A 25,303-nucleotide genomic window follows, 5' to 3' on the forward strand; every position below is an offset into this window, starting at 1 on the left:
GTCAGCGCAGGACGGAGGCGTCACGCAGGACGTCGAGGGCGTGGACGAGGTCCTCGGGGTAAGCGCTGCGGAAGGTCATCCACTCCCCCGTGACCGGGTGGGCGAGGCCGAGCTCGTGGGCGTGCAGCCACTGGCGCACAAGCCCGGTGCGCTCGGTCAGCGCCGGGGAGGCGCCGTAGGTCGCGTCGCCCACGCAGGGGTGGCCGACGGCGGACATGTGGACGCGGATCTGGTGCGTGCGGCCGGTCTCCAGGTGCACCTCGACCAGGTCCGCCGTCGGCATGGACTCGATGACGTCGTAGTGGGTGACGGACTCGCGTCCGCCGTCGATGACCGCCATCTTCCACTCGCGGCTGGGGTGGCGCCCGATGGGTGCGTCGATCGTGCCGGAGGTGGGGTCGAGGTGGCCCTGGACGAGGGCGTGGTAGACCTTCTCGACCGTGTGCTCGCGGAAGGCCCGTTTGAGCACGGAGTAGGCGGTCTCGCCCTTGGCGACGATCATGACGCCCGAGGTGCCCACGTCCAGGCGCGAGACGATGCCCTGGCGCTCGGCGGCGCCCGAGGTCGCCACGCGCACGCGCATGGCCTTGAGGGCGCCGAGGATGTCGGGGCCGTCCCAGCCCATCGAGGGGTGCGCGGCCACGCCCGCGGGCTTGTCGACGACGACGATGTCCTCGTCCTCGTAGAGGATCCCCATGCCCTCGACGGGGGTGGCGACGGGCTCGACGGGGCGCGGCTCCGGCATGTCGACCTCGAGGACGGCGCCGGCGCCCAGGCGGTCGGACTTGCTGAGCGCGGCGCCGTCGAGGCGCACGCCGCCCTCGGCGCAGATCTCCCCGACCTTCGTGCGAGACAGCCCGGTCATACGGGCCAGTGCGGCGTCGACGCGCTCACCGGTGAGCCCGTCGGGCACGGGCATGAGGCGCAGGCTCATGCCCGCGTCCCGTCCTCGGCCTCCTGGGGGGACGGCTCCACGGCGGGGGCCTCGCAGGAGTCCTCGGAGGGCTCCGCGGCGGGCTCCTCCGTGGGGGCCGCTGCGGGGTCCTCAGTCGTGTCCTCGGGCCGCTTCGGGTGCCCGGCGCGGCTGCCGTCGACCTCGAGCCCGTACAGGCTCAGCACCATGATGGCGCCCGCGGCGGCGACGATGGCGATGTCCGCGACGTTGCCGACGAACAGGCCCCCGTAGTCGATGAAGTCGACGACGTGGCCGCGCAGCACCCCGGGGGACCTGAGGAGGCGGTCAAGGAGGTTGCCGACGGCGCCGCCGAGCACGAGGCCGAGGGCGACGGCCCACCACAGGGAGCCCAGGCGCCTGGAGACCCGCAGGACGACAACGGTGACGACGGCCGCGATGAGGGTGAGGATCCAGGTCTGCCCGGTCGCGAAGGAGAAGGCGGCGCCGGGGTTGCGCAGCAGGACGAGGCCGAGCAGGTCCCCGACCAGCGCGACGCGGTGCCCGTCGGCCAGGGCGCTGACGGCCCAGGCCTTGGTGGCCTGGTCGATGACGACGACGGCGACGGCGAGCACCCACAGCAGGCGGACGTGGTCGGTGCGAGGGGTCCGGCAGGTGCGGGCGGTGGTGGGGGGCGCTTGCGGTGCGGGCGGTGTCATGGGTTCTCTCGGGTGTCTCACACCGCGAGGGCGGCGGCCCCATGGTGGGGTCGCCGCCCTCGCGGGTTGGGCATGGCTGCCGTCGTGGCGGCGTGCCGGGTCTCAGAGCGAGGCGGGTCTTCAGAGCGAGCCGGTGCCACCGTCGGGGCCGTCCTCGACGTTGGTGAGGAGGTTCTGGAGGTAGCTCTTGAGACGGGTGCGGTAGTCGGACTCGAAGCGGCGCAGCTCGTCGATCTTGTGCTCGAGGCCGGAGCGCTCCTTCTCGAGCTGGGCGAGGGTGCGGTTGCGCTGGTCCTCGGCCTCGCGGACGATCGACTCGCCGGTGGTGCGGGCCTCGGAGATGATGCGCTCGCCCTCGGCCTTGCCGTTGGAGACGTGCTCGTCGTGCAGGCGCTGGGCCAGCTCGAGCATGCCGGAGACGGCGGCGGGCTCCTGCGGGGCGCCGGTGAGGGCGACCGGGGCGGCCGCGGGGGCCTCCTCGACGACGGGGGCCCGGGCGGTGACCGGGGCGACGGGCTCGCCCTGGCCGAGCTCGGTGATGCGCGCGTTGGCGGCCTCGAGGCGGGCCTTGAGGTCGGCGTTCTCCGCCTCGAGCTGACGCATCGCCTCCACGACCTCGTCGAGGAACTCGTCGACCTCGTCCTGCTCGTAACCCTCGCGGAACTTGGTCGCCTGGAACTTCTTGTTGAGGACGTCGTCTGCGGACAGCAGCGTCATTGTCGTCACCTCGGTGTCTTGACGGAAAGTGTCATGAGTACTGGCGTACCAGGCGCTCATGCGGACAGGTTACCTGAACTCGAGGTTCAGGCGCGTTGACGACGTCATCCTAGTGCGCCTTCTCACCCAGTGTCCTGCCAACGGGCGCCAGGAGCGTGGACGCGGCCGTGCGGTGCGGCCCCGCAGAGGGGCCGTGGGGCGGGCGGAGGTCACGGGGTGCTAGCCGAGCCTGGCGACGAGGCCGAGCAGGCTCTGGAGCACGGCGATGCCGAAGTAGAGGGCGAGGAAGCTCATGTCGACGCCCACCCCGCCCAGGTGCAGCGTGGGCACCACCCGGCGCAGCGCCCTCAGGGGCGGGTCCGTCAGCGCGTAGACGAGGTTCGCCAGGACCAGGACGAGGCCGGTGGGACGCCACTGGCGGGCGAGCATCTGCACCCAGTCGAGGACGACCCGGCCGAGCAGCACGAGGACGTAGAGGCTCAGGAGGCTGCGCAGGATGAGGACGAAGGCGGCGAGAGCGCTCACTGGGCTCAGCTCTGGTTGAAGAAGCGGCCGTTCTCCTCGGCCTGCTCACCGCCGTCGATCTCGACGGTGGCGGGCGTCAGGAGGAAGACGCGGGGGGTGACGCGCTCGATGGCGCCGTTGAGCCCGAAGACGAGGCCGGCGGAGAAGTCGACCATGCGGCGCGCGTCGGCCTCGCCCATGTGGGTGAGGTTGACAATGACGGGCACGCCGTCGCGGAAGGCCTCGCCGATGACCCGGGCCTCGTTGTAGGTGGTGGGGTGCACGGTGACGATGCGGCGCAGGTCGGGTACGGCGACGGGGGCGGGCGCCTCCTCCTCGTAGGAGGCGTAGGCGGGCTCGGCCTCGTAGGCGTCCTCGGCGTAGGGCTCGGCGGCCACCTCGTAGCCCTGCTCGTACTCGTCCTCGGCGGGCTGGGCGTAGCCGAGGAAGCTGGTCATCTTGTGCAGCGCGCTCATGTCATGGGCTCCTGTGTGCTTGCCGGTCCCCTCACGGCCCGGACGTGCTGACGCTATCTGGCACCCGGGAGCACGGCGGCGATTGCCGTCGGCGTGTCACCACGTTGGAGCCGGCACGCCTCAGGGGCGCTGCCCGACGACGACGCCGGCGAGGCGGCCCGTCCTGCCGTCGCGGCGGTAGGAGTAGAAGCGCTCGTCCTCGAGGGTGCACCAGCCGGGGTGCTCGACGCGGTGCACACCGAGCCGGGTGAGCTGGGCGAGGACGCCGGCGGCGACGTCGAGGCCGGGGGTGCCCCAGCGGGTGGTGGTGGCGCAGGCCGGCTCGGTGGCGGCGCCGGCCTCTCGCATGTGCTCGGGGACCTCGTAGCAGGAGCCGCAGACGCAGGGGCCGATGGCGGCCCACAGGTCCTCGGGGTCGGCGCCGCGGCGGACGAGGGCGCTGACCGCCGCGGGCACGACGCCGTCGAGCATGCCGCGGCGCCCGGCGTGGACGACGGCGGTGAGCGTCCCGTCACCGGTGGCGAGCAGGAGGGGCACGCAGTCGGCGACCATGACGGCAGCGGCTCCGGCGGCGGGCGCGCCGTCGGGCCTGAGGTCGAGCACGAGGGCGTCGGCGGTGGGCGCCTCGTGGCCTGCGACGGCGGGGGCGACGACGGCGGAGTGGACCTGGTTCATCCAGGCGATGGTGGGGGCCCGTCCCCCGGTGGCCCGCGCGAGGGCCGCGGCCAGCGCGCGCCGGTGGGCCAGGACCCGCCTCTCGTCGTCGCCGACGTGCAGGGCGAGGTTGGTGCCGGCGTGGGGGTCGGCCCCGTTCACGGGCGGGGCCCCCGCGCCGCGGGTGGTGAAGAACCCGCGGGCACGGGGGCCCAGCCCGACCTCGAGCAGCTCGATGGCGGCAGCGGCTGTCAACGGCGGCGCTCCGCTCAGCGCAGGAAGTCCGGCAGGTCGATCTCGTCGACCTCGGCGTCGGCGCCCAGGACGCGGGGGACCTCGAGCTCGGGGGCCACCTCGGGCAGGGACTCGTCGACGTAGGCGGGGACCTCGCTGGTGACCGGGACGGCGGGCTCGGCCGACACGGACACGGCGGGTGCCGGGACCTGCGGCACCGGCCGGGTCACGGGGTGCTCGGCGGCGTGGGCGCCGGAGCGGGCGGCCGGGCGGGCGGGCGCGGGCGCCGGGGAGCGGCGGGCGGGGGCCTCGGCGGAGCCGGCGGAGACGGGCTCGGTGTCGAAGCCGGCGGCGATGACGGTGACGCGGACCTCGTCGCCGAGGGCGCCGTCGACGACGTTGCCGAAGATGATGTTGGCCTCGGGGTGGACGGACTCGCGCACGAGGTTGGCGGCCTCGGAGATCTCGAACAGGCCGAGGTCGCTACCGCCCTGGAAGAAGAGCAGCACGCCGTGGGCGCCGTCGATGGAGGACTCGAGCAGCGGGGAGGAGATGGCCTGCTCGGTGGCGGCGAGGGCGCGTCCCTCGCCGGTGGCGGAGCCGATGCCCATGAGGGCGCTGCCGGCGTCCTGCATGACGGACTTGACGTCGTTGAAGTCGACGTTGATGAGCCCGGGGGTGGTGATGAGCTCGGTGATGCCCTGCACGCCCTGCAGGAGGACCTTGTCGGCCTGCTTGAAGGCCTCGACGACGCTGATGTTGCGGTCGGCGATCTGCAGGAGGCGGTCGTTGGGGATGACGATGAGGGTGTCGACCTCGGCGCGCAGGTTGGCGACGCCGTCCTCGGCCTGGGTGGCGCGGCGGCGTCCCTCGAAGGCGAAGGGGCGGGTGACGACGCCGATGGTGAGGGCCCCGATGGTGCGGGCGACCTGGGCGACGACGGGGGCGGCGCCGGTGCCGGTGCCGCCGCCCTCGCCGGCGGTGACGAAGACCATGTCGGCGCCCTCGAGGGCCTCGCGGATGTCCTCCTCGTGGTCCTCGGCGGCCTTCTTGCCGATGGAGGGGTCGGCTCCGGCGCCGAGGCCGCGGGTGAGGTCGCGGCCGACGTCGAGCTTGGTGTCGGCGTCGGACATGAGCAGCGCCTGGGCGTCGGTGTTGACGGCGATGAACTCCACACCGCGCAGGCCCGCCTCGATCATGCGGTTGACGGCGTTGACGCCGCCTCCGCCGACTCCGACGACCTTGATGACTGCCTGGTAGTGCTGGGTCTCCGCCACTGCTGCCTCCGCGTCCGCGAGCCCGGTGGGCTCCCCTCAACCCTTAACCTCAGGTGAAGGTTTATACTTATGTCATTCTTCTGATGACGTGCCCAACGCTAGGGGGCGCCGGCCCCCCGCCCGCGGATTTGCCCCGGCGTGTTCGCGACTCCCGCCCGGCCTTCTCGCCGTCCCTGCCCGCAGCGGGCTGCGCGGCGCTCAGGACGTCGTCGGGCTGTGCGGGCTCGAGACGTCATAGGTGCTCGCCTGGCGCGTGAGCAGCGAGCGCAGCACCTCCGCCTTGAGCACCGACTGGGACGTGTCGCCCCAGAAGACCGTCGCCCCGCTGGTGAGCACGAGCGTCACCTGCCCCGTGCCCGAGGCCGAGGCGCTGGCCACCTGCCCCCGCGTCGCGGTGTCCAGGCAGCCGACGACGAGCGCCACCGCCGTCACCTGGTCCTGACCCAGGGGCTCGTCCCCCTCGTGGGTGATGAGGGCGGTGCCCGCGGGAGCGGCCTCGACCACCTCGAGGACGACGGCCTCACCGTCAAGCACCTCGTAGCCGGCCTCCGTCTGGCGCGCCGCCACCGGCACGCGCATCGTCAGCGCGACCTCCACACCGTGCGGCCACGAGCGCGTCACCCGGGCCGAGCGCACGCGCACGAGCGCGGCCGCCACCTCCTGGCCCATGCCGGCCGGGTCCAGGCGCACGAGCGAGGTCCCCTCGTGACCGGCCAGTGCCTGGCGCACCTGTGAGACCTCCACCGTCCCATCCGAGCCGGTGACCCGCACCTCCTCGCCCCGCAGCGCCAGCAGCGGGGAGAAGCCGATCCCCCACACGAGGACGGCGGCCGCCACCAGCACGGCCAGGACCGTCCCCAGCCTGCGCAGCCTCAGCTGGCGCTCGGCGCGCTCGCGCTCCCGACGCCGGTCCTCCAGGCCCGTGGACACCACGCGGTCCCAGCCCGTGCGCGCAGCGACGCCGCCCTCGCCCGCCGCGTCCTGCGCCAGCTCGCGGCTCCGGCGCCCGAAGACGCTCAGGGCGCCCTCCGGCACGTCGGTCCGCCGGCCCGCCAGCGCGCCAGCCATCCTGCCCGCCCCGGCGCCCGGGCGGCCAGCGGAGACCGCACCGCCCTCCTCAGTCCCCCCGGGCACGGCGGCCCGGTCCCACCGGGGCGCGTCGTCAGCCCCGTCGGGCCCGGCCGCCTCGTCGGGGTCGACAGGCAGCTCCGGGCGCGGCGCCCCGGGCCTCCTCACGACCGGCCCCTGCCGGCCAGGCGCGCCAGGACGACATCCGCCATCTGCGTGACGTCGCCCGCGCCCACCGTGAGCAGGAGGTCGCCGCTGCGCGCCCCATCGGCCAGCGCCAGGGCGGCCTCGACGCGGTCCTCCACGTAGCGGGCCCCTCCGGGCACGCGCGAGGAGACCGTCCGGCCGGTCACGAGCGGGAACTGCTCCTGGGTCTCGCGCGCGGGGTACACCGCGGTGACGACCACCTCGTCGGCCAGGCCCAGGGCCTGGCCGAAGCGGTCGGCGAAGGCGAGGGTGCGGGAGAACAGGTGGGGCTGGAAGAGCACGAGGACCCGCCCCCCGCGCTCGCTCACCGCGGCGCGCGCCGCGGTGAGCAGCGCGGTGATCTCCGTGGGGTGGTGGGCGTAGTCGTCGACGACCCGCACCCCGGCGGCCTCACCACGGTCCTCGAAGCGCCGTCCCGTGCCCCCGAAGGCGCCCAGCCCAGCGGCCATGGCGCCGGCGTCCACGCCGAGCTCGAGGCCCGCCGTCCAGGCGCCCGCCGCGTCCAGGGCCACGTGGTCGCCGGGGACGGCCAGGCGCACCTCGGCGCTGGCACCGGCCACGGCGGCGCCGTCCGGCCCGGCGCCCCAGCGGGTGAGGAGGGAGCGGGTCGAGCCCCCGGTGCGCTCGAGGACGGTGAGCTGGGTGTGCCCCTCGCCCACGAGGCCCCCGTCGGGCAGGTCGGAGGGCGTGCCGGTGCCGAAGGTGACCACGCGCAGGCCCTGCCGCGCGGCGCTCACGGCCAGGCGCAGGGCGCCCGGGTCGTCCGAGCAGGCGATGAGCAGACCGCCGGGCACAAGGCGGTGGGCGAAGTCGACGAAGGCCTGCTCGAAGGCCTCGGTGGTGCCGTAGCGGTCGAGGTGGTCCGGCTCGACGTTCGTCACGACCTCGACCGCGGGCGTGTAGCTGAGGAAGGAGGCGTCGGACTCGTCCGCCTCCGCGACGAAGGCCTCGCCGGATCCCACGTGCGCACCGCTGCCGAGCGCGCTCACCACTCCCCCGACGGCGAAGGACGGGTCCTGGCCCACCTGGGTCAAGGCCTCGGCGAGCATCCCGGAGGTCGTCGTCTTGCCGTGGGCGCCGGCGACCGCGACGAAGCGGCGGCCGGCGGCGGCCAGGGCGAGGGCCTGGGAGCGGTGCAGCACCTCCTGGCCCCGCTCGCGGGCCGCGGCCAGCTCCGGGTTCGTGTCCCTGATGGCGGTGGAGACGACGACGACGGCGTCCTCGGGCACGTTGGAGGCCGCGTGGCCGAGGACGACCCCCAGGCCCCGGTCGGCCAACCGCTCGAAGGCCGTCCCGCCGTTGGCGTCCGAGCCGGTGACGCGGGCGCCCTGCTCGGCCAGGAGCTCGGCGACGACGCTCATGCCGGCGCCCCCCACCCCGATGAGGTGGAAGGCGCGGCCGGCGAGCGGGCTGTCCTCGACGGGGTCTGCGGTCATGCTCGGTCTCCTTCAGCCGCGGCGGGCGGCGACGGTACGGATGAGGTCGGCCAGGCGCGCGGCACCGTCGCGCGCGCCGGTGGAGGCGGCGGCCTCCGACATGGCGCTGTGCCGGGCCGGGTCGGCCAGCAGCGTCGTGAAGCCGGTGACGTCGCTGTCGCGCAGGTCGGCGTCGGCGACGAGGAGCCCTCCCCCTGCGGCCACGCAGTCGGCGGCGTTGAGGCGCTGCTCCCCGTTGCCCACGGGCAGGGGCACGTAGAGGGCGGGCAGTCCCAGGGCCGTGAGCTCGGCGACGGTGCCGGCGCCGGAGCGGCAGATGACGCCGTCGGCGCAGGCGTAGGCCTGCTCCATGGCGGTGAGGTAGTCCATGACGTGGTAGCGCCCGGCGAGGTCCGCGTCCGCCCTCCCCGAGGCGACGGCCTCCTCGAGGGCGGCGCGCACGGGCGCGTCCTTGTCCCGGCCGGTCAGGTGCAGGACCTGCACGTCCTGCGGCAGGCCGCCCAGGGCGCTGGCCATGACCTCGTTGAGGCGCAGGGCGCCGAGCGAGCCGCCGGTGACGAGCAGCGTGGGGGCCCCGGGGTCGAGCCCGAGGGCTGCCGCGCCCTCGGCCCGTGCGGCGCGCGCGCCCTCCTCGGTGGCACGGCGGGCGACGAGCCCGGCGACGGCCGGGCGCAGGGGCAGGCCCGTGGTCACCGTGCGCCCGCCACGGCGCGGCGAGGCGGCCAGCGGGGTGGAGGCGAAGGTGAGGGCGACGGCGGCCGCCCAGCGGGCCCCGAGCCGGTTGGCCAGGCCGGGGCGGGCGTTCTGCTCGTGGATGACGACGGGGACCCCGGCGCGGCGGGCGGCCAGGTAGGCGGGGGTGGAGACGTAGCCGCCGAAGCCGACGACGACGTCCGCACCCACCTGCTCGATGGCGGCCGAGGCGGCGCGCACGGCGGCGGACAGCCGCCCGGGCAGGCGCAGCAGGTCGGCACCCGGGCGGCGCGGCATGGGCACGCGGGGCACGCGGGAGAGCTCGTAGCCGGCCTCGGGCACGAGGCGCGCCTCCAGCCCCTGCTCGGTGCCCAGGACGAGCAGGCCGGTGCGCGGGTCACCGCCGGCGGCGGGGTCCCGCAGGGCGGCGGCGGTGGCGAGCAACGGGTTGACGTGGCCGGCCGTGCCGCCGCCGGCGAGCAGGACCCGCAGGGGGGCCGGGGCGTCGGCCGTTCTCGCGGGGCCGGCGGCGCTGGTGTCATGAGGCACGGTTCCTCCTACGGGGTGAGATGACCGCCAGGGTACGGCGCACCGCCCCCGCCCTGGCGGCGAAGGCCTCCTCCGCTCCCGGCTCGTGCCGGGCGAAGGCGAGCAGCACGCCGACCGCGACCATGACGAGGACGAGGGAGGAGCCGCCGGAGCTGATAAGAGGCAGGGGCACGCCGAGGACGGGCAGCAGGCCGACGACGACGCTCATGTTGACCAGGGCCTGGCCGACGATCCACGTCATGACACCGCCGGTGACGACCTTGACGTAGAGGTCGGTCGAGCGGCGCATGAGCCGCAGGCAGCACCAGCCGACGACGAGGTACAGGGCGATCGTCAGCAGGGTGCCGAGGAGCCCGAACTCCTCGCCGAGGACCGCGAAGATGTAGTCGGAGTCCGCCTGGGTGAGGTACCCCCACTTCTGGCGCGAGGAGCCCGGCCCCACGCCGGTGAGGCCACCCGTGCCCAGGGCGTAGCGCCCGTGGGTCGGCTGGTAGCCGATGTCGAGGGGGTCAGCGCCGTCGGGGTCAAGCCAGGCGCGGATGCGGGCGCGCCGGTTGGCCGACAGCATCGTCGCCGCGCTGAAGCCGAGGGCGCCCAGGGCGCCGAGGCTGACGAACCATCCCCACCCCAGCCCGGCCAGCCACAGGCAGGCGGCGGCGACGAGGGCGAGGATGACGACGGTGCCGAGGTCGCCGCCGAGCAGGACGAGCCCGACGGCGGCCCCCACGGGCAGCAGCACGCGCAGCAGCACGGGGCGCACCCCCTGCAGCCACTGGGGCCTGGCGGCGGCGACCCAGCCGATGTACAGGGCGACGCCGAGCTTGATGAGCTCGGAGGGCTGGAAGGTGCCGATGAACGGGATCCAGACCCAGTTGCAGTTGCCTCCGGCGCAGTGGCGGGTGGCGGGCACGAAGACGAAGACCTGGGCGACCGCGGAGACCACGAGCACCACGATGGACAGGCGCCTGATCCAGCGGACCGGGGTCCGCGAGACCAGGGTCATGGCGACCAGGGCGGCCACCGCGATGGCGAGGTAGCGCCAGAAGAAGCTGAAGGGGCCGCCCACCTGCGCGGCCGCGGACGCGGTGTCACCGGCCGCGGCGGCCTCGGCCGCGGCCTTGGCCGCCACGGTCACGGACTGCACGGAGAAGACCATGATGAGCCCGAAGGTGAGCAGGAAGAGCGCGGTGACGAGCAGCGCGTAGTAGGACAGCGTCGCTCTCTCGCCCTCGACGGGTCCGTCGGGGGCGCTCAGGCGACGACGCAGCCAGGTGAGCGGCCCCTGGGAGAGCCGCCCACGAGCGGGGCGGGCGGCGCCCCGGGCAGCGGGCGCACTCACTGGTCCGTCCCGTCGCCGGCCAGGCGCCGTGCGGCCGTGGTGAAGAGGTCACCGCGCTCGGCGTAGGAGCGGAACTGGTCCCAGGAGGCGGCGGCCGGGGCGAGGATGACGGTGTCACCGGGGCGGGCCAGGCCCGCGGCGGCGCGCACGGCCGCGTCGATGACGGCCTCGCCCTCGCCGTCGGGCACCTGGACCAGGGGCAGGCCGGGGGCCCCGTCGCGCAGGGCCGCGACGACGGCCTCCTGCTCGCGCCCCAGCACGACGGCGGCGCGCAGGCGGGGGCGGACGGCCGCGACGAGCTCGTGCAGGTCGGCGCCCTTGGTGTCCCCCCCGACGAGCCACACGGCGCTGGCCTCGCTCAGCCCGGTGAGCGCGGCCTGGGCGGAGTGGGTGTTGGTGGCCTTGGAGTCGTCGACCCAGGTGACGCCGCCGGCCTGGGCGACGGTGACGAGGCGGTGGGCCCCGGGGGCGTAGGCGCGCAGCCCCCGGGCGACCGCGTCCGGGGCGGCCTGGACGGCGTCGTGGCTCATCGCCAGGGCGGCGGCCGCCAGGGCGTCGGCGACGACGTGGGCGGGCAGCCGGCCGGCGTCACCGCCCGGGGCTAGGTGAGCGAGGTCGGACAGGGTGGCGAGCTCGAGCCCGTGGCTGCGGCGCTCGTCGTGCCAGCCGCGGTCGATGAGGACGTCCTCGACGAGGCCGAGCTGGCCCAGGCCCGGGACCGCCAGGCCGAAGCCGATGGCGCGGCAGCCCTCGGTGACGTCGGCCTGCTCGACCATGACCAGGGTGGCGGCGTCGGCGAGGTTGTAGACGGCGGCACGGCGGGCGCGGGCGTAGACGCGGGCCTTGTCGGCGGCGTAGGCGGCCTGGCTGCCGTGCCAGTCGAGGTGGTCGGCCGCGACGTTGAGGCAGGCGGCGGCCAGGGGGCTGAGCGTGCGGGTGGTGTGCAGCTGGAAGCTGGACAGCTCGACGGCGAGGACGTCGCTGCGGCCCTCGGCCACGACGCTGACCGCCGGGACGCCGATGTTGCCCACCGCCGGGGCCTCGAGGCCCGCGGCGCCCAGGACCGAGGAGAGCATGCCGACGGTGGTGGTCTTGCCGTCGGTGCCGGTGACGGCGATCCAGGGCACCTGCGGCCGGGTCGCCTGCTGCAGGCGCCAGGCGAGCTCGATCTCGCTCCAGGTCTCGGTGCCGGCGGCGGCCGCGGCCGCCATGACGGGGCCGGTGGCGGCCACGCCCGGGGAGACGATGAGCAGGCCGAGGTCCGCCTCGACGACGGCTCGGGCGACCTCCTCGTCGTCGCCGGCCATGGCCTCGACGACCGGTCCGGTGCGGCGCACGTCGAGGCCCTCCAGGGCCTGCTCGCGCGCGTCGAAGGCGCTCACGCGGGCGCCGTGCGCGGCCAGGACGTCGATGACGGCCAGGCCCGTGCGCCCGAGCCCGACGACGCCGACCCGCGCGTCCCTCAGGTCGCGGACGACGTCGGTGCCGGAGGCGGTGCTGCTCACGTTTCCTCGCTCGTGGTCGGTGGTGGGCGGCGGGCGCGGGGCCCACCATCCTGACCGTAGGTCAGGTGGGCGCGCGGGTGGTGCCGACGCGCCTGGGGCCGGGCGAGGGTGCTCAGGACACGAGGTACTCGGCGTAGAACAGGCCCAGGCCCGCCACGACGCACACCCCGCAGATGATCCAGAAGCGGATGACGACGTTGACCTCGGTCCAGCCGCCGAGCTCGAAGTGGTGGTGGAAGGGCGCCATGCGGAAGACCCGTTTGCCGGTGGTCTTGAAGGAGACCACCTGGATGACGTCGGACAGGACCTCGGCGAGGAAGAGCCCGCCGATGACGACGGCCAGGAACTCGGTGCGGGTGAGGATCGACAGCCCGGCGAAGGCCCCGCCCAGCGCGAGGGAGCCGGTGTCGCCCATGAAGATCTTCGCCGGGGAGGCGTTCCACCACAGGAAGCCGAAGCAGGCGCCCATGAGGCCGGCGGCGATCATCGCCAGGTCGCGCGGGTCGCGGGTCTCGTAGCACATGGTGGCCACGACGTCGGGGTGGGCGTGCAGGCAGGACTGGTTGGACTGCCACACGCCGATGAGCGTGTAGGCGGCGAAGACCATGGCGGAGCAGCCCGCTGCCAGGCCGTCGAGGCCGTCGGCGAGGTTGACGGCGTTGGACCAGGCGGTGATGAGGAAGTTGGCCCAGATGACGAAGAGGACGACCCCGAGGACCACTCCCCCGGCGGCCAGGTCGAGGTTGGAGTCGCGGGCGAAGGAGATGGCGGTCGAGGCGGGGGTGAGCCCGTTGCGGTCGGCGAAGCCCAGCCCCGCGACGGCGAAGACGATGCCGATGACGGCCTGCCCGAGGACCTTCTGCCAGGGCTTGAGGCCCAGCGAGCGCTGCTGGGCGATCTTGGCGAAGTCGTCCATGAAGCCGATGAGGCCCAGCCCGACGACGAGGAAGAGCAGGAGCACGCCGGAGGCCCGGGGCACGCGCGTCTCGATGAGGTTGGCGGCCGCGTAGCCCAGCACGGTGGAGATGATGATGATGAGGCCGCCCATGGTGGGCGTGCCGCGCTTGGTGATGTGCCCCTCGGGCCCGTCCTGGCGGATGAACTGGCCGTACTGGCGCCGTTGGAGGAAGCGGATGAGCAGGGGCGTGCCCAGCAGGGTGCCGATGAGGCCGACGAGGGCCGAGACAAGGATCGCGGTCATCGGGAGGACGTCTCCTTCGCGTGGGCGCTCAGGTGGTCGGCCAGGCGCCAGGCGCCTGAGCCGTTCGACCCCTTGATGAGGACGGCGTCGCCGTCGCGCAGGGGCGTGTCGGCTGAGCCGACGAGCGCGATGACGGCGTCGGCGTCGGGCACCTCGACGGTCCTCAGCCCGCAGGAGCGGGCGGCCGCCGCGGCGGGGGCGGCGCCGTGGCCGATGGTGATCAGCAGGTCCGCGCCGGCCCGGGCCGCGAGCTCCCCGGTGCGGGTGTGGTGGGCCTCGGAGTCCTCGCCCAGCTCCAGCATCTCGGAGACGACGACGACGCGGCGCCGTCCGCCGGCCAGCGCCGGCAGGGAGGCCAGAGAGGCGGTCATGGAGTCGATGTTGGCGTTGTAGGAGTCGTCGATGACGAGCAGGTCCATGGCGGGGGTGCCGTCGCCCGCCTCAAGGCGGGCCTCGTGGACGTCCATGCGGTGGGGGCTCTCCAGGCGGGCGGTGCCCAGGGCCTCGGCGACGCTGGCCGACTCGACCCCGGCCGCCAGGGCGAGGCCGGCGGCGGCCAGGGCGTTGGCGACATTGTGGGCTCCGGGCAGGGCCAGGCGCACCCGGCGGGGCGTCGTGAGCCCCGGCAGGTGCAGGTCGAGCACGGCGTGGGCCCGGTCGTCGAGCTCGACGCCGGTGGCGCGCAGGTCGGCCGCCTCGTCGCCGGTGGCGGAGAAGGTGAGGACCTCGGCGGGGGCGAGGGCGGCCATGGCGGCGGTGCGCGGGTCGTCGAGGTTGAGCACGGCGGTGCCGGTGGGCAGCAGCCCGCGGACGATCTCGGCCTTGGCGGCGGCGACGCCGTCGACGGAGCCGAAGCCGCCCATGTGGGCGTGGCCGACCATGAGGACGGCGGCGGCGTCCAGCGGGGTCAGGGCGGTGAGGTAGTCGATGTGCCCGGGGCCGGAGGCGCCCATCTCGAGGACGAGGTAGCGGGTGGACTCGTCGGCGGCGAGCACGGTCAGCGGCAGGCCGATCTCGTTGTTGAAGGAGGCGACCGGCGCCACGGTGGGTGCCTGGGCGGCGAGGAGCTGGCGGGTGAGGTCCTTCGTCGTCGTCTTGCCGACGCTGCCGGTCATGCCGACGACGGTCAGGGCCTCACCGCGTGCCGCGGCGCGCTCGCGCAGGTCCGCCAGGTGGGCGCGGGCGACGGAGCCCAGGGCCTCGACCGTGTCCGCGACGAGGACGAGGGGCAGGGCCTCGGGGGCGGTGCCGGCCGCGGCCAGCGCCTGGCGGGCGGCGTCGAGGTCGGAGACGAGCGCGGCCGCGCCGCCCTGGGCGGCCACCGCGGCCACGTGGGCGTGGCCGTCGGTGCGCTCGCCGGCGATGGCGACGAACAGGGAGCCGGGGGCCGCCTGGCGGGAGTCGGTGACGACGGCGGTGACGGCGCGCCCGGCGGCGTCCTCCAGGACCTCGGGGGGCGCGACGAGGGTGCCGCCGGCCATAGCGGCGAGCTCGCGCAGGGTGCGGGTCATCATGCCAGCGGCCCCCACTTGGCCTCGACGGCCTCGCGCATGACGGGGGCGTCGTTGTAGCGGATGAACTCGTCGGCCACCTCGAGGAAGGGCTCGTGGCCCTTGCCGGTGACGATGACGGTGTCCTCGGGACCGCACAGCTCGACGCCCCGGCGCACGGCGTCACCGCGCCAGGTGGTGACCTCCTCGACGCCGTCGAGGTCGGGGCGCACGCGGCGCACGCCCTGAAGGACGGCGTCGCGGATGAGCTGGGGGTCCTCGCTGCGGGGGTTCTCGTCGGTGACGACGAGCAGGTCGGCCAGGCGCGCGGCGACCTCACCGAGCATGGGCCGCTTGCCCTGGTCGCGGTCGCCGTCGGAGCCGAAGACGACGATGAGGCGCCCCGGGGTGATCTGGCGCACGGCCCGCAGGGTGAGCTCCATGGCGTCGGGGGTGTGGGCGAAGTCGACGATGCAGGTGCCACGCACGCCGTCGCGCTGGCTGATGCGCTGCATGCGCCCGGGGATGTTGTGGGCGTGGGCGAGGGCCACCACGGCGGTGGCGGCGGGGACCCCGGCCCGCTGGGCCATGACGAGGGCGAGGGAGGCGTTCTGGACGTTGACGAGGCCGGGCAGCGGGCATGAGGCCTCGATGCGCTCGCCGTCGGGACCGTGCAGGACGAAGGTGGTGGCGGCGTCGGTCATGGAGACGGTGGCGTCGGTGACCCACCAGTCGGTGCCCTCGGCGGGGTCGCCCTCGACCGGGTAGGCGCGCACGCGGTCGACGGGCACGAGCCCGGCCTGGCCGGTGCGGTGGGCGAGCTGGGCGCCCCACTCGTCGTCGACGCAGATGACGGCGTGGCGCGTGTGCTCGGGGGTGAAGAGCTGGGCCTTGGCGTCGAGGTAGCCCTGCATCGTCTTGTGGAAGTCGAGGTGGTCGCGCTGGAGGTTGGTGAAGCCCGCGATGTCGAGGGCGGTGCCGTCCAGGCGGTGCAGGACGACGGCGTGGCTGGATGCCTCGAGGCTGGCCGCGCCGACGCCCTCCTCGACGGCCAGGGCCATCATGCGCTGCAGGACGGGCGCCTCGACGGTGGTACGTGGGGACTCCACGGAGGTGTCCCCCACGCGCAGCTCGACGGTGCCGGCCACCATGCAGCCGCCCAGGTGGGCGGCGAGGATCGCGTCGAGGAAGTAGGAGGTGGTGGTCTTGCCGTTGGTGCCGGTGACGGCGGTGGTGACCAGGTGCCGGGAGGGGTGGTGGTAGACCTCGGCGGCGAGGGGGCCGACGACGGCGCGCGGGTCGGGGTGGGTGAGCACCGGGGTGCCGGGGGCCTCGCGGCGGACGGTGGGCACGCCGGCGGCGTCGGTGAGCACGGCCACGGCGCCGGCGGCGACGGCCTCGGCGGTGAACTCGGCGCCGTGGCGGCGGAATCCCGGCAGGGCGACGAAGAGCTCGCCGGGGGCGGTGTCGGCGGAGTCCACGCTCACGCCGTTGACGCTCAGGGCGGTGACGGCCTGCTCGTCCCCGGGGGCGGGGGTGAGCGAGAGGAGCTCGGCGAGGTCGGCGAGCGCCGTGGGGACGCAGTCGTGCGGGCGCAGCGCCGCGGCTGACTCGTAGGCGTGGTTGCTCATGGCTCCTCAATCTAGCGTGGCTGGAGGCGGGACGACGCTGAGGCGTCGGTGCGCGCGCCCTGTGCGGGGCCGGGTGCTCTCAGCCCCCGCCCGTCTGGCCGGAGGTGGTGGGGGCGGCGGCCACCTGCGCGTCGGCCTCGGCGGCGGCCTGGGCGGCGATGACGAGCGGGTCGGGGGCGATGCCCAGGGAGTGCATGGCGGCCAGCGCGATCTTGCGGAAGACCGGTGCGGCGACGGTGCCGCCGTAGGTGCCGCCGGGGCGGTAGACGACGACGGCGACGGCGATGGCGGGGTCGCGGGCGGGGGTGAAGCCGACGAAGGAGGCGACCGTGCCGGACTCGGTGAGGATCTCGGTGGTGCCGGTCTTGCCGGCGACGAGGTAGCCGTCGACGGAGGCGGCCTCGGCGGTGCCCCCCTCCTGGGTGACGCCGATGAGCATCTCGGTGAGGGTGGCGGCGGTCTGCTCGGAGATGACGCGCACCCCCTCGGCGCTGGGCTGGAGGGTCTCGGTGCCGTCGGGGGCGATCCAGGCGTCGATGACGCGCGGGGCCACGCGCACGCCCTTGTTGGCGACGGTGGCGAGCACCTGGGCGGCCTGCAGGGCGGTGCCGGCCACGCCCTGACCGAACATCGTCGTGTAGCGGGTGCGGTCGTCCCACTGGGTCCAGTCGGACAGCAGCCCGGCGGACTCCCCGGGCAGCTCGATGCCGGTGAGCTGGTTGTAGCCGAAGGCCTCGATGTAGTGGTGGCGGGCCTCGTCGGAGACGCGCTCACCGACCTGGACGGTGCCGACGTTGGAGGACTCGGCCAGGACCTGGGCTGCCGTGAGGTACTGGACCTCGTGCTCGTGGGAGTCCTCGAAGACCTGGCCGTTGGCGGCGGCCCACGTGTAGGGCACGGTGAAGGCGTCCTCGGGGGTGACGACGCCCTCCTCGAGGGCGGCCGCGAAGGTCATCACCTTGCCGACGCTTCCGGGCTCGAAGACCGCCTGGACGCAGCGGGGCTCACGGTCGCCCTCGTCCGAGGCGAGGGGGTCGGCGGGGTCCATGGCGTCGGAGTCCGCCAGGACGAGGACCTTGCCGGTGGCAGGCTCCATGACGACGGCGCAGCCCCAGTCGGCGCCCTGGGCCTTGACGACCTCGTCGATGGCCTGCTGCGCGACGACCTGGAGGTCGGGGTTGAGGGTGGTGCGCACGCTGGTGCCGGCCACGGCCTCGACCTCCTCGTACCTGCCGGTGGGGATGATGGCGCCGCTCTTGCCGATCTCGACGCTGCCGCGGCCGTCGGTGCCGGTGAGCACCGCGTTCTGGGTGGACTCGAGCCCGTTGGCGCCGATGAGCTCGCGCTCGTCGCCCTCGTAGGCGAAGCCGATGACGTTGCCCGCCACGTGGCCCGCCGGGTAGAAGCGGCGGGCGCGCTGGTCGGGCTCGATGCCGGGGATGTCGAGGGCGTTGACCTGGCGCCAGGTGTCGGGGGTGACGGCCTCGGCGATGACGGTGTAGGGCTCGTCGCCGACCATCCGGGCCCCGAGCTCCTGGGCGTCCACGCCGAGCAGGGGGGCGATCTGCGCGGCGGCCTCGGCGGCGCCGTGCCCGACGAGCTCGGCGGTCTTCCTGCCCGTCTCGGGGTCCTCGTGCTCGACGTAGTGCTCGTACTGGGACACGAGCCGCTGGTTGACGCCGATGTCGTAGGAGACGGAGGAGGAGGCCAGGACGGTGCCGTCGGCCGCGAGGATCTGCCCGCGGGGGGCGCGGTTGACCCAGGTGACGGTGCGCTCGGCCTGGGCGCGCTCGGTCAGGTCGGGGCCCTCGACGAGCTGCAGCCAGGCGGTGCGGCCGGTCAGCGCGACGAAGCCCGCCAGGCCCACGGCCTGCAGGACCCGGCGTCGGCTGGGGTTCACGCTCTCCTACCCCTGCTTGGCCGCTGAGCCGCCGGAGACGGTGCCGGTGGTGAGGTCGACGACGCCGGGGGCGCCGGCGGGGACCATGCCGAGCTCGGTGGCGCGCTGGGCGAGGGAGTCGGCGGCGGAGGCGTCCTGCACCTGGCTGCGGACGGTGTCGATGTGGTCGTTGAGGATGTTGAGCCGGATCTGGGCCTGCTGCATCTTGAAGGCGGTGTCCGCCATGGTGGCGTTGAGGACCATGGAGGACGCCAGCGCGGCGACGAGGATGAGGATGACGACGAGGATGAGGGGCAGGCTCGTGCGCGCGGGGGCGAGGCCGCGCACGGCGTAGAGCGTGGGGCGCGGGGCGCTCTCGGTGCGGGTGCCTGCGTAGCCGGACGTCCCGGTGGCGTAGGCGTGGGCGGCGCTCATCGCCTCCTCCTTCCTCTGCTGGTCTTCCTGGTGCGGTCGGTGCTGACGGTGCGGGGCCGGCGGGGGCCGGGGCCCGCACCGCCGGTGGGCTCCGGCTCGGGGGCCGGCGCGTCGGCGGCGGGGCGCACGCGGGTGGCGGCGCGCAGCCGCACGGGGGCGGAGCGGGGGTTGCGGGCGAGCTCGTCGTCGTCGGCCCTCTCGGCGCCGTGGGTGACGGCGGCGAGGTAGGGGGCGGCGTCGTCGGGCACGAAGGGCAGGCCCTCGGGGGCGCGGGTGGTGGTGCCGGCGGCGATCGCCTGCTTGACGATGCGGTCCTCGAGGCTCTGGTAGGACTCGACGACGAGGCGGCCGCCGACGCGGATGGAGTTGAGGGCGCGCGGCACGGCCCGCTCCAGGACCTCGAGCTCGGCGTTGACGGCGATGCGCAGGGCCTGGAAGGTCCGTTTGGCGGGGTGCCCGCCGGTGCGCCGGGCGGCGGCGGGGACGCTCTCGCGCACCAGCTCGGCGAGGTCGGCGGTGTCGCGCACGGGCCTGCCGGCCTCGCGGCGGCGCACGAGGGCGGCGGCGATGCGGGGGGCGAAGCGCTCCTCGCCGTAGGCGCGAAGGATCCGGGTGATCTCGTGCTCCTCGGCGGTCTCGAGCAGCTGCTGGGCGGTGGTGCCGGCGCTCTGGTCCATGCGCATGTCGAGTGGGGCGGGGCGGGAGTAGGAGAAGCCGCGTCCGGCGTCGTCGAGCTGGAGGGAGGACACGCCCAGGTCCATGAGGACGGCGTCGACGGTGCCGTCGCCGTAGGGGGAGGCGTCGCAGGCGACCTCGTCGACGTGGTCGTAGGTGGTGCGCACGGCGCGGAAGCGGTCCCCGAAGGGGGCCAGGCGGGCGCTGGCCAGGGCGATGGCCTCCCGGTCGCGGTCGATGCCGACGACGGTGAGGTGGGGAAAGCGGGTGAGGGCGCCCTCGCTGTGCCCGCCCATGCCGAGCGTGCAGTCGATGAGGACGGGGCGGGCGGGGGCGTCGGTGCCCTCGAGGGCGGGGGCGAGCAGGTCGAGGCAGCGCTGGAGGAGGACGGGGGTGTGCCGCTGGGCGGCCTCGTCGCCCCGGGGGGCCGGGGCGGCGCCTTCGTGCTCATGAGGGCGGGGCACGTCCTCCTCCTTCCTGTGCTGGTCGTGTGTCGTCGGGTGCGGCGGGGCCGGGCGGGCTCGTCGGGCCAGGACTCCTCCCGCGGGTTCCGGCGCCGGGGAAGAGGCGTCGGACGCGTGGCGGAAGGGGACCTCGCTCGGCGAGCGCCGTCTGGGCGATCCCGGTGTGGAGTTGTGGGTCCGGCAGGTGCGGCGACCCGCCGGGGTGGGGTCAGAAGAAGCCGGGGATGATCTCCTCGGCGGTGTCGGCGAAGACCTGCTCCTGGGCGGCGAGGTAGGTCTGCCAGGCGCTGGCGTCCCAGATCTCGACGCGGGCGCCCGCGCCGATGACGGCGAGGTCGCGGCCGAGGCCGGCGTAGGCGCGCAGCGGGGCCGGCAGGGTGATGCGCCCCTGCTTGTCCGGGATCTGCGAGTCGGCGCCGGAGAGCATGACTCGCACGTAGTCGCGCGCCTGCTTCTGCGCGAGGGGGGCCTCGCGCAGCTGGGCGTACATGCGCTCGAACTCCGCGGTGGAGAAGGCGTAGACGCAGTGCTCCTGACCGCGGGTGAGGACCACCCCTCCGGCCAGCTCCTCGCGGAACTTGGCCGGCAGGATGAGGCGGCCCTTGTCGTCCAGGCGCGGGGCGTGCGTACCCAGGAACATGGGGTCCGCTCCTTCCCCTCGACGACCCAGTGCGCCCCACAGTACCCCACTCCCCTCCACTTTCACCCACCAACGGGGTGACAAGCGGTCACATCTGGGTCACGGACCGCACCGTTGCAGCGTTTGAACGGGTGGAGGGAAGTGGAGCACGTGGCGCGCAGAAGGTCCTCGGCACAGCGGGAGGGACGGGTGCGCACGAGCGCGGCCGTGCCGTCACGCACCACCACGCACTGCCACGCGCCGTGCTCCCCCACGGCCCCGAGGGCCCACGAACGGCGGCGTCCCCGCCATCCGGGGGATGACGGGGACGCTGGGGACGGGGTGCGGGCAGCGGGCGCACGGGGGGGCGGGAGCGGGCTCCGGCTCCCGGGTGGAGGGAAGTGGAGGGGCCGAGGGACCAGTGGTGGGCGAGGCGTCGAGCGGCGGTCGGCCGTGCGACCGCCCTCAGTGCTCAGCAGCCGACAGGGCGCTCAGCAGCGCGGCCGTGGGCGCGGCGCAGTGCGCTCAGCGGTTGTCCTCGCGGCGGCGCTCCCACCGCTCGGACTGGCGCTCCATGAAGCCCTGTCCCCGCCGGGCGCCGCGCTGCGCGCCCTCGGCCGAGGAGCCCTGCGTGCGGGTGAGCATGAGCGTCACGCCCCACACCGCCAGGGAGAAGCCGACCACGCCGATGAGCATGGACACGAGGCCGCGGCCGACGGCGACCCCGCCGATGACGACGGCGAGCCCGGTGAGCACGAGCGCGACACCGGCGCCCACGTGGCGGGGCGACGGGCGTCCCATCGTGCGGCCCGCCCGCTCGATCGAGCTGGCCAGACCAGGGTCGTCCTCGTGGAGCTGCTGCTCGAGGTCGCGCAGCACCTGCTGCTCACGCTCCGACAGTGCCATGGCTTCCCTCCTTCTGCGGGCTCCCCCACGCTCGGCGCCCCTGGGACCGGGCCCCGTGACGGCTCCGCCCCGTCACCGGGACGGCGCACGGGCTCAGACGCTCGTGCGGACAGGATATGCGCAGGCGCGCGCCAGAGGAAAACCCGTCCATCGCCGTCGGCCCTCCACAGCCCACCACCCGGACGCTCAGACCTCGGGAGGCTGAGGAGGGCGCAGGAGGCTCGCCGGGGCCACCGCCGTCCTGCCCCACCGCGCGCGCACGGCGTCGGCCGCCCGCTCCGGGGCGCCGCGACGCTGGTCCTCGTCCAGGAGGAGCTGGACGCCGTCGTCGGCCCTCGACAGGCCCTCGACCCGCACCCCCAGCAGACGGAAGCCTCCCGCGGGGTCCGGCAGCGCGTCGAAGAGCGCCTCGACCACCGCGAAGACGTCACGGGCCAGGTCCGTCGGCTCGCTCAGGGTCCGCGAGCGCGTCACCGTCACGAAGTCCGCGCCGCGTGCCTTGAGGACCACGGTGCGCCCGCGGGTGCCGGCCTGGCGCAGTCGGGCCGCGCACTGGTGGCACTGGTCGAGCAGGACACGACGGGCGTCCTCGCGGTCCGTGATCGTGTCGAAGAAGGTGGACTCGGTGCCCACGCTCTTCTCCTCCCGGCTCACGGTCACCGGGCGCGGGTCGATGCCGTGGGAGAGGTCGTGCAGGTGGTGGGCGGCGGCGGTCCCGAGGATCCGCTCGAGACGGCGCACGTCGGTGGCGGCCAGGGTGCGCACGTCGGTGATGCCCCAGCGGGCCAGCACCCGGGCGCTCTTGTCCCCCACGCCCCACATGGCGCCCACCGGCAGCACGTCGAGGAAGTCCTGGGTGGCGCCGGCGGGCACGAGCAGCAGGCCGTCCGGCTTGGCGTGGGCGGAGGCGAGCTTGGCGACGAACTTGGTCGAGGCGATGCCGACGCTGGCGGGCAGGCCCAAGCGCCGGCGCAGCTCGGTGCGCACCCAGTGGCCGATCCTCACGGGGCTGCCCATGCGCCGTCGGGAGCCGGAGACGTCGAGGAAGGCCTCGTCGACGCTCACCCGCTCGAGCAGGGGCGTGACCTCCCCCAGGACCTCCATCACCTGGGCGGAGACGCGGCTGTAGACGCCGTGGCGCACGGGCAGGACGACGGCGTGGGGGCAGCGGCGCAGCGCCTCGGCCATGCTCATGGCGGAGGTCACGCCGTGGGCGCGGGCCTCGTAGGTGGCGGCGGAGACGACGCCGCGCCCGTCGGCCCCGCCGACGATGACGGGGCGCCCGCGCAGCTCGGGGCGCTCCAGGAGCTCGACGGAGGCGAAGAACGCGTCCATGTCGACGTGCAGGATGGGGGTGGCGGAGTCGTCGTCGCCCCAGGAGCGGCGCGCGGCCTCGTTCCTGGGTGCCCGGCTCATGCGGCTCAGGCTAACGTGCCTCCCGTGGCAGGTAGGAGCAGCAGGCGCGCACGCGGTGGCGCGGCGCGCCCGGGCGGGGCACCGTCCCTGGCGGCGCTGCCGGTGGGCGAGGTGGTGACCTCGACGGGCGTGGCGCGGCTGGAACGGCGTGAGAGCGGGATCCTCCTGCTGCTGGACGGCACGGAGTCGTCCTGGATCGACCTGGTGGACCCCGCGCACCTGGACTTCGAGTACCAGCAGCAGATGAACGCGGTCCTGGACGTGCTCATGCCCGGCGCGCCGGTGCGGGCGGTGCACCTGGGCGGAGCCGGCTGCGCGCTGGCCCGCGCCTGGGAGGCGCTGCGCCCGGGCTCGACCCAGCTGGCGGTGGAGATCGACGCCGTGCTGGCCCGGCGGGTGCGCGAGTGGTTCGACCTGCCGCGAGCCCCCAGGCTGCGCATCCGGGTGGGCGACGCCGCCGAGGTGGCCCCGTCGCTGCGCGAGGGCGAGTGGGACGTGGTGGTGCGCGACGTCTTCGCCAACGGGCGGGTGCCAGCCTCGTGCCGGACGGAGGAGATGCTGCGGGCCTGCCGGCGGGCGCTGGCCCCGGGCGGGGTGTACCTGGCCAACACGGCCTCGGCGCCCCGCGAGGAGGCGGGGGCGGAGCTGGCGGCGGTGCGGCGGGTCTTCGGTGGAGGGCTCGTGGTGGCGGACGCCGCCTGCGTGCGGGGCAGACGGCGCGGCAACCTCGTGGTGGTGGCCGGCACGGAGCCCCTTTCTCCTGATCAGGTGCAGGAGGTCGACCGCGCTGTGCGGCGCCTGCCGCTGCCGGTGCGCACCTGGTCGCTGGACGACCCGGCCCTGCCGCGCGCCTGAGCGGCACGTCGTCGCGGCTAGAAGCTCGCTCTCGCACGCCCCTGGCGCACGTGGCGGCGCGTCACCGCCCAGGACACGAGCAGGCCGATAAGGCCCGCGGCCCACACGAGAGCGGCGCAGACGAAGGCGGTGCGGAAGTCCGCGGCGGAGCGCTCTCCCCCGAGGCGGTCGAGGACCACGCCCACGACCTGGACGGCGATGATCGTCGACAGGAAGCCGCCGATGTTGACCAGCCCCGTGCAGGTGCCCCAGCGGGAGGGCTCGTTGAAGGAGCGGGCCGTGTCGAAGCCGATGCCCGCGAAGGGCCCGGTGAAGCCGAGCACCGTGCAGGCGGCGCAGGCCGCCGCCACCGGCCACGGCAGCAGCAGCCCGGCCGCCCAGGCGAGCAGGGCCAGCCCCGCCGCGCCGACGGCGGTGGCCGAGCGCCGTCGCGGCAGGCGCCCGGACAGGACCCCGGCCACGAGGGAGCCGAGGACGCCGGCGGCCGTGCTGGCGCTCAGGGCCGCCGAGGCGACCGTCGTGCTCACACCCAGGCCCTGGGTCATCCAGGACAGGCCCCACATGAGGGTGAGGACGGCGGCGGGCAGCATCCCCACCCAGTGGGTGAAGAAGCCGAGCCACGTGCCCGGCCGGCTCAGGAGGACGGCGATGGTGCGCCCCACGCCCTCGCGCTGCACGGCGGCGGTGTCTCGCCCGCCCTGCACCCGGCCCGGGGCGCCGACGGCGAAGGAGCCTCCCTCGGGGGCGTCGCGCAGGACGGCCAGGGCGATGAGGGCGGCACCCAGGCCGAGTCCGCTCAGCGTGAGGAAGGCGGGCCCCCAGCCCCGCGCGTGCAGCAGCAGGAGGAAGGGGACGGCGGAGACGACCTGGCCCACCTGCCCGAAGACGGAGACCACCTGGCTCATGAGCGGCACGCGCCCGAGGGGGAACCAGGCCGGCACCAGGCGCAGGGCGCCAATGAAGGCCGTGGCGTCACCGGCGCCCACCAGCACGCGGGCCACGACGGCCAGGACGAGGGTGTCCGCCACCGCGAGGAGCGCCTGTCCGAGCGCGACGACGACCGCCCCGGTGACGAGCACGCGGCGGGCGCCGAAGCGGTCGAGCAGGAACCCGACGGGGACCTGGGCGGTGGCGTAGACGGCGAGCTGGAGGACGACGAAGAAGGCCAGGACGCCGGCGCCGCCCGGGAAGCGGTCTCCGGCCTGGGGCACGGCGACGGCGAAGGCGGTGCGGGCGGCGACGGCGAGGACGTAGATGAGCGCGGCGGCCAGGAACACGGCCCAGGCTCGGGCCCCGCCGCAGCGGTGCGCCGGTGAGGCTCCGCCGGGCCCGGGCTGCTCGGGGGACGGGGGCTGCGCGCTCACCCCCGCAGGCTACGCCCCGCGGTGCCGGCCCGCCGCGCCTCACCGCAGAGGTCACCGCGGGCCCTGCGCCACCGGCGGGCCGGTGGCCCCGCCGTCCG

The 25,303-nt window shown here is 75.1% G+C and carries 23 protein-coding genes; 1 reads left to right on the forward strand and 22 read right to left on the reverse strand.

Annotated features, from left to right (window positions below; all coding sequences use genetic code 11):
- Nucleotide 1: 1 nt before the first annotated feature.
- The 21 genes from H6X67_RS08965 to dinB all read right to left on the reverse strand — a co-directional run bounded on the left by H6X67_RS08965 (nt 2) and on the right by dinB (nt 22,986).
- Nucleotides 2-934 (reverse strand): RluA family pseudouridine synthase, encoded by a 933-nt coding sequence (locus tag H6X67_RS08965; protein WP_249367627.1) that lies wholly within the window; start codon nt 932-934, stop codon nt 2-4.
- Nucleotides 931-1,611 (reverse strand): signal peptidase II, encoded by a 681-nt coding sequence (lspA, locus tag H6X67_RS08970; RefSeq protein ID WP_249367628.1) that lies wholly within the window; start codon nt 1,609-1,611, stop codon nt 931-933. Before lspA ends, H6X67_RS08965 begins: the two co-directional genes overlap by 4 nt.
- A gap of 120 nt (nt 1,612-1,731) precedes the next feature.
- A complete protein-coding gene (locus tag H6X67_RS08975; protein WP_249367635.1) occupies nt 1,732-2,328 on the reverse strand; it encodes a DivIVA domain-containing protein in 597 nt (198 codons plus the stop codon).
- A 219-nt stretch (nt 2,329-2,547) separates the two neighbouring features.
- Nucleotides 2,548-2,853, reverse strand: a complete 306-nt coding sequence (locus H6X67_RS08980; protein WP_396121321.1) for a YggT family protein — start codon at nt 2,851-2,853, stop codon at nt 2,548-2,550.
- 5 nt (nt 2,854-2,858) lie between these two features.
- Nucleotides 2,859-3,308, reverse strand: a complete 450-nt coding sequence (locus tag H6X67_RS08985) for a cell division protein SepF (protein WP_249367629.1) — start codon at nt 3,306-3,308, stop codon at nt 2,859-2,861.
- A 120-nt stretch (nt 3,309-3,428) separates the two neighbouring features.
- Nucleotides 3,429-4,217 carry a purine nucleoside phosphorylase YfiH/LACC1 family protein gene (locus tag H6X67_RS08990; RefSeq protein WP_249367630.1) on the reverse strand — a complete coding sequence of 263 codons (789 nt, stop codon included), beginning with the start codon at nt 4,215-4,217 and terminating at the stop codon, nt 3,429-3,431.
- 14 nt (nt 4,218-4,231) lie between these two features.
- Nucleotides 4,232-5,473, reverse strand: coding sequence for a cell division protein FtsZ (gene ftsZ / locus H6X67_RS08995; RefSeq protein ID WP_249435509.1), 1,242 nt, complete (start codon nt 5,471-5,473; stop codon nt 4,232-4,234).
- Between the two features lie 198 nt (nt 5,474-5,671).
- Nucleotides 5,672-6,709, reverse strand: coding sequence for a cell division protein FtsQ/DivIB (locus tag H6X67_RS09000; RefSeq protein ID WP_249369151.1), 1,038 nt, complete (start codon nt 6,707-6,709; stop codon nt 5,672-5,674).
- Nucleotides 6,706-8,184, reverse strand: coding sequence for a UDP-N-acetylmuramate--L-alanine ligase (murC, locus tag H6X67_RS09005; protein ID WP_249369152.1), 1,479 nt, complete (start codon nt 8,182-8,184; stop codon nt 6,706-6,708). Before murC ends, H6X67_RS09000 begins: the two co-directional genes overlap by 4 nt.
- Before the next feature lie 12 nt (nt 8,185-8,196).
- Complete coding sequence (locus H6X67_RS09010; RefSeq protein WP_249369153.1) at nt 8,197-9,426, reverse strand: UDP-N-acetylglucosamine--N-acetylmuramyl-(pentapeptide) pyrophosphoryl-undecaprenol N-acetylglucosamine transferase; 1,230 nt, start codon at nt 9,424-9,426, stop codon at nt 8,197-8,199.
- Nucleotides 9,416-10,765: a peptidoglycan glycosyltransferase FtsW gene (locus tag H6X67_RS09015; protein WP_311765858.1), complete on the reverse strand. Its 1,350-nt coding sequence runs from the start codon at nt 10,763-10,765 to the stop codon at nt 9,416-9,418. Before H6X67_RS09015 ends, H6X67_RS09010 begins: the two co-directional genes overlap by 11 nt.
- On the reverse strand, nt 10,762-12,270 hold the full coding sequence (murD, locus tag H6X67_RS09020; RefSeq protein WP_249369154.1) for a UDP-N-acetylmuramoyl-L-alanine--D-glutamate ligase: 1,509 nt from the start codon (nt 12,268-12,270) through the stop codon (nt 10,762-10,764). The genes H6X67_RS09015 and murD overlap by 4 nt, the downstream gene beginning before the upstream one ends.
- Nucleotides 12,271-12,382: 112 nt before the next feature.
- The gene (gene mraY, locus H6X67_RS09025; RefSeq protein ID WP_249369155.1) at nt 12,383-13,471 is read right to left on the reverse strand and encodes a phospho-N-acetylmuramoyl-pentapeptide-transferase; all 1,089 of its coding nucleotides are present in this window, start codon (nt 13,469-13,471) and stop codon (nt 12,383-12,385) included.
- Nucleotides 13,468-14,985 (reverse strand): UDP-N-acetylmuramoyl-tripeptide--D-alanyl-D-alanine ligase, encoded by a 1,518-nt coding sequence (locus tag H6X67_RS09030; RefSeq protein WP_249369156.1) that lies wholly within the window; start codon nt 14,983-14,985, stop codon nt 13,468-13,470. Before H6X67_RS09030 ends, mraY begins: the two co-directional genes overlap by 4 nt.
- Nucleotides 14,982-16,592, reverse strand: coding sequence for a UDP-N-acetylmuramoyl-L-alanyl-D-glutamate--2,6-diaminopimelate ligase (locus tag H6X67_RS09035; protein WP_249435510.1), 1,611 nt, complete (start codon nt 16,590-16,592; stop codon nt 14,982-14,984). Before H6X67_RS09035 ends, H6X67_RS09030 begins: the two co-directional genes overlap by 4 nt.
- 79 nt (nt 16,593-16,671) lie before the next feature.
- A complete protein-coding gene (locus H6X67_RS09040) occupies nt 16,672-18,492 on the reverse strand; it encodes a peptidoglycan D,D-transpeptidase FtsI family protein (protein WP_249369918.1) in 1,821 nt (606 codons plus the stop codon).
- 6 nt (nt 18,493-18,498) lie between these two features.
- Nucleotides 18,499-18,906 (reverse strand): cell division protein FtsL, encoded by a 408-nt coding sequence (ftsL, locus tag H6X67_RS09045; RefSeq protein WP_249369919.1) that lies wholly within the window; start codon nt 18,904-18,906, stop codon nt 18,499-18,501.
- Entirely contained in the window at nt 18,903-20,045 is a 1,143-nt protein-coding gene (gene rsmH, locus H6X67_RS09050; protein WP_249435511.1) for a 16S rRNA (cytosine(1402)-N(4))-methyltransferase RsmH, read from the reverse strand. The genes ftsL and rsmH overlap by 4 nt, the downstream gene beginning before the upstream one ends.
- A 208-nt stretch (nt 20,046-20,253) precedes the next feature.
- The gene (gene mraZ / locus H6X67_RS09055) at nt 20,254-20,685 is read right to left on the reverse strand and encodes a division/cell wall cluster transcriptional repressor MraZ (protein WP_249369999.1); all 432 of its coding nucleotides are present in this window, start codon (nt 20,683-20,685) and stop codon (nt 20,254-20,256) included.
- A 504-nt stretch (nt 20,686-21,189) separates the two neighbouring features.
- Nucleotides 21,190-21,570, reverse strand: coding sequence for a DUF3040 domain-containing protein (locus H6X67_RS09060; protein ID WP_249369097.1), 381 nt, complete (start codon nt 21,568-21,570; stop codon nt 21,190-21,192).
- Nucleotides 21,571-21,756: 186 nt separating this feature from the next.
- Nucleotides 21,757-22,986, reverse strand: coding sequence for a DNA polymerase IV (gene dinB, locus H6X67_RS09065; protein ID WP_249369098.1), 1,230 nt, complete (start codon nt 22,984-22,986; stop codon nt 21,757-21,759).
- 111 nt (nt 22,987-23,097) lie between these two features.
- Here dinB and H6X67_RS09070 point away from each other — a divergent pair, with 111 nt between their 5' ends.
- The gene (locus tag H6X67_RS09070) at nt 23,098-23,841 is read left to right on the forward strand and encodes a spermidine synthase (RefSeq protein WP_396121348.1); all 744 of its coding nucleotides are present in this window, start codon (nt 23,098-23,100) and stop codon (nt 23,839-23,841) included.
- A 17-nt stretch (nt 23,842-23,858) separates the two neighbouring features.
- Here H6X67_RS09070 and H6X67_RS09075 read toward each other — a convergent pair whose 3' ends face one another.
- A complete protein-coding gene (locus H6X67_RS09075) occupies nt 23,859-25,205 on the reverse strand; it encodes an MFS transporter (protein WP_249369100.1) in 1,347 nt (448 codons plus the stop codon).
- Nucleotides 25,206-25,303 lie beyond the last annotated feature (98 nt).

It is taken from the genome of Actinomyces sp. AC-20-1 (genome assembly GCF_023369555.1).
Taxonomy (GTDB): Bacteria; Actinomycetota; Actinomycetes; order Actinomycetales; family Actinomycetaceae; genus Actinomyces.

Bases quoted from the DNA above. Each gene is read 5' to 3' on its own strand.
- H6X67_RS08965 (WP_249367627.1), bottom strand. From the start codon at position 934: ATGAGCCTGCGCCTCATGCCCGTGCCCGACGGGCTCACCGGTGAGCGC.
- lspA (WP_249367628.1), bottom strand. From the start codon at position 1,611: ATGACACCGCCCGCACCGCAAGCGCCCCCCACCACCGCCCGCACCTGC.
- H6X67_RS08975 (WP_249367635.1), bottom strand. From the start codon at position 2,328: ATGACGCTGCTGTCCGCAGACGACGTCCTCAACAAGAAGTTCCAGGCG.
- H6X67_RS08985 (WP_249367629.1), bottom strand. From the start codon at position 3,308: ATGAGCGCGCTGCACAAGATGACCAGCTTCCTCGGCTACGCCCAGCCC.
- murC (WP_249369152.1), bottom strand. From the start codon at position 8,184: ATGACCGCAGACCCCGTCGAGGACAGCCCGCTCGCCGGCCGCGCCTTC.
- mraY (WP_249369155.1), bottom strand. From the start codon at position 13,471: ATGACCGCGATCCTTGTCTCGGCCCTCGTCGGCCTCATCGGCACCCTG.
- H6X67_RS09030 (WP_249369156.1), bottom strand. From the start codon at position 14,985: ATGATGACCCGCACCCTGCGCGAGCTCGCCGCTATGGCCGGCGGCACC.
- H6X67_RS09035 (WP_249435510.1), bottom strand. From the start codon at position 16,592: ATGAGCAACCACGCCTACGAGTCAGCCGCGGCGCTGCGCCCGCACGAC.
- ftsL (WP_249369919.1), bottom strand. From the start codon at position 18,906: ATGAGCGCCGCCCACGCCTACGCCACCGGGACGTCCGGCTACGCAGGC.
- mraZ (WP_249369999.1), bottom strand. From the start codon at position 20,685: ATGTTCCTGGGTACGCACGCCCCGCGCCTGGACGACAAGGGCCGCCTC.
- H6X67_RS09060 (WP_249369097.1), bottom strand. From the start codon at position 21,570: ATGGCACTGTCGGAGCGTGAGCAGCAGGTGCTGCGCGACCTCGAGCAG.
- dinB (WP_249369098.1), bottom strand. From the start codon at position 22,986: ATGAGCCGGGCACCCAGGAACGAGGCCGCGCGCCGCTCCTGGGGCGAC.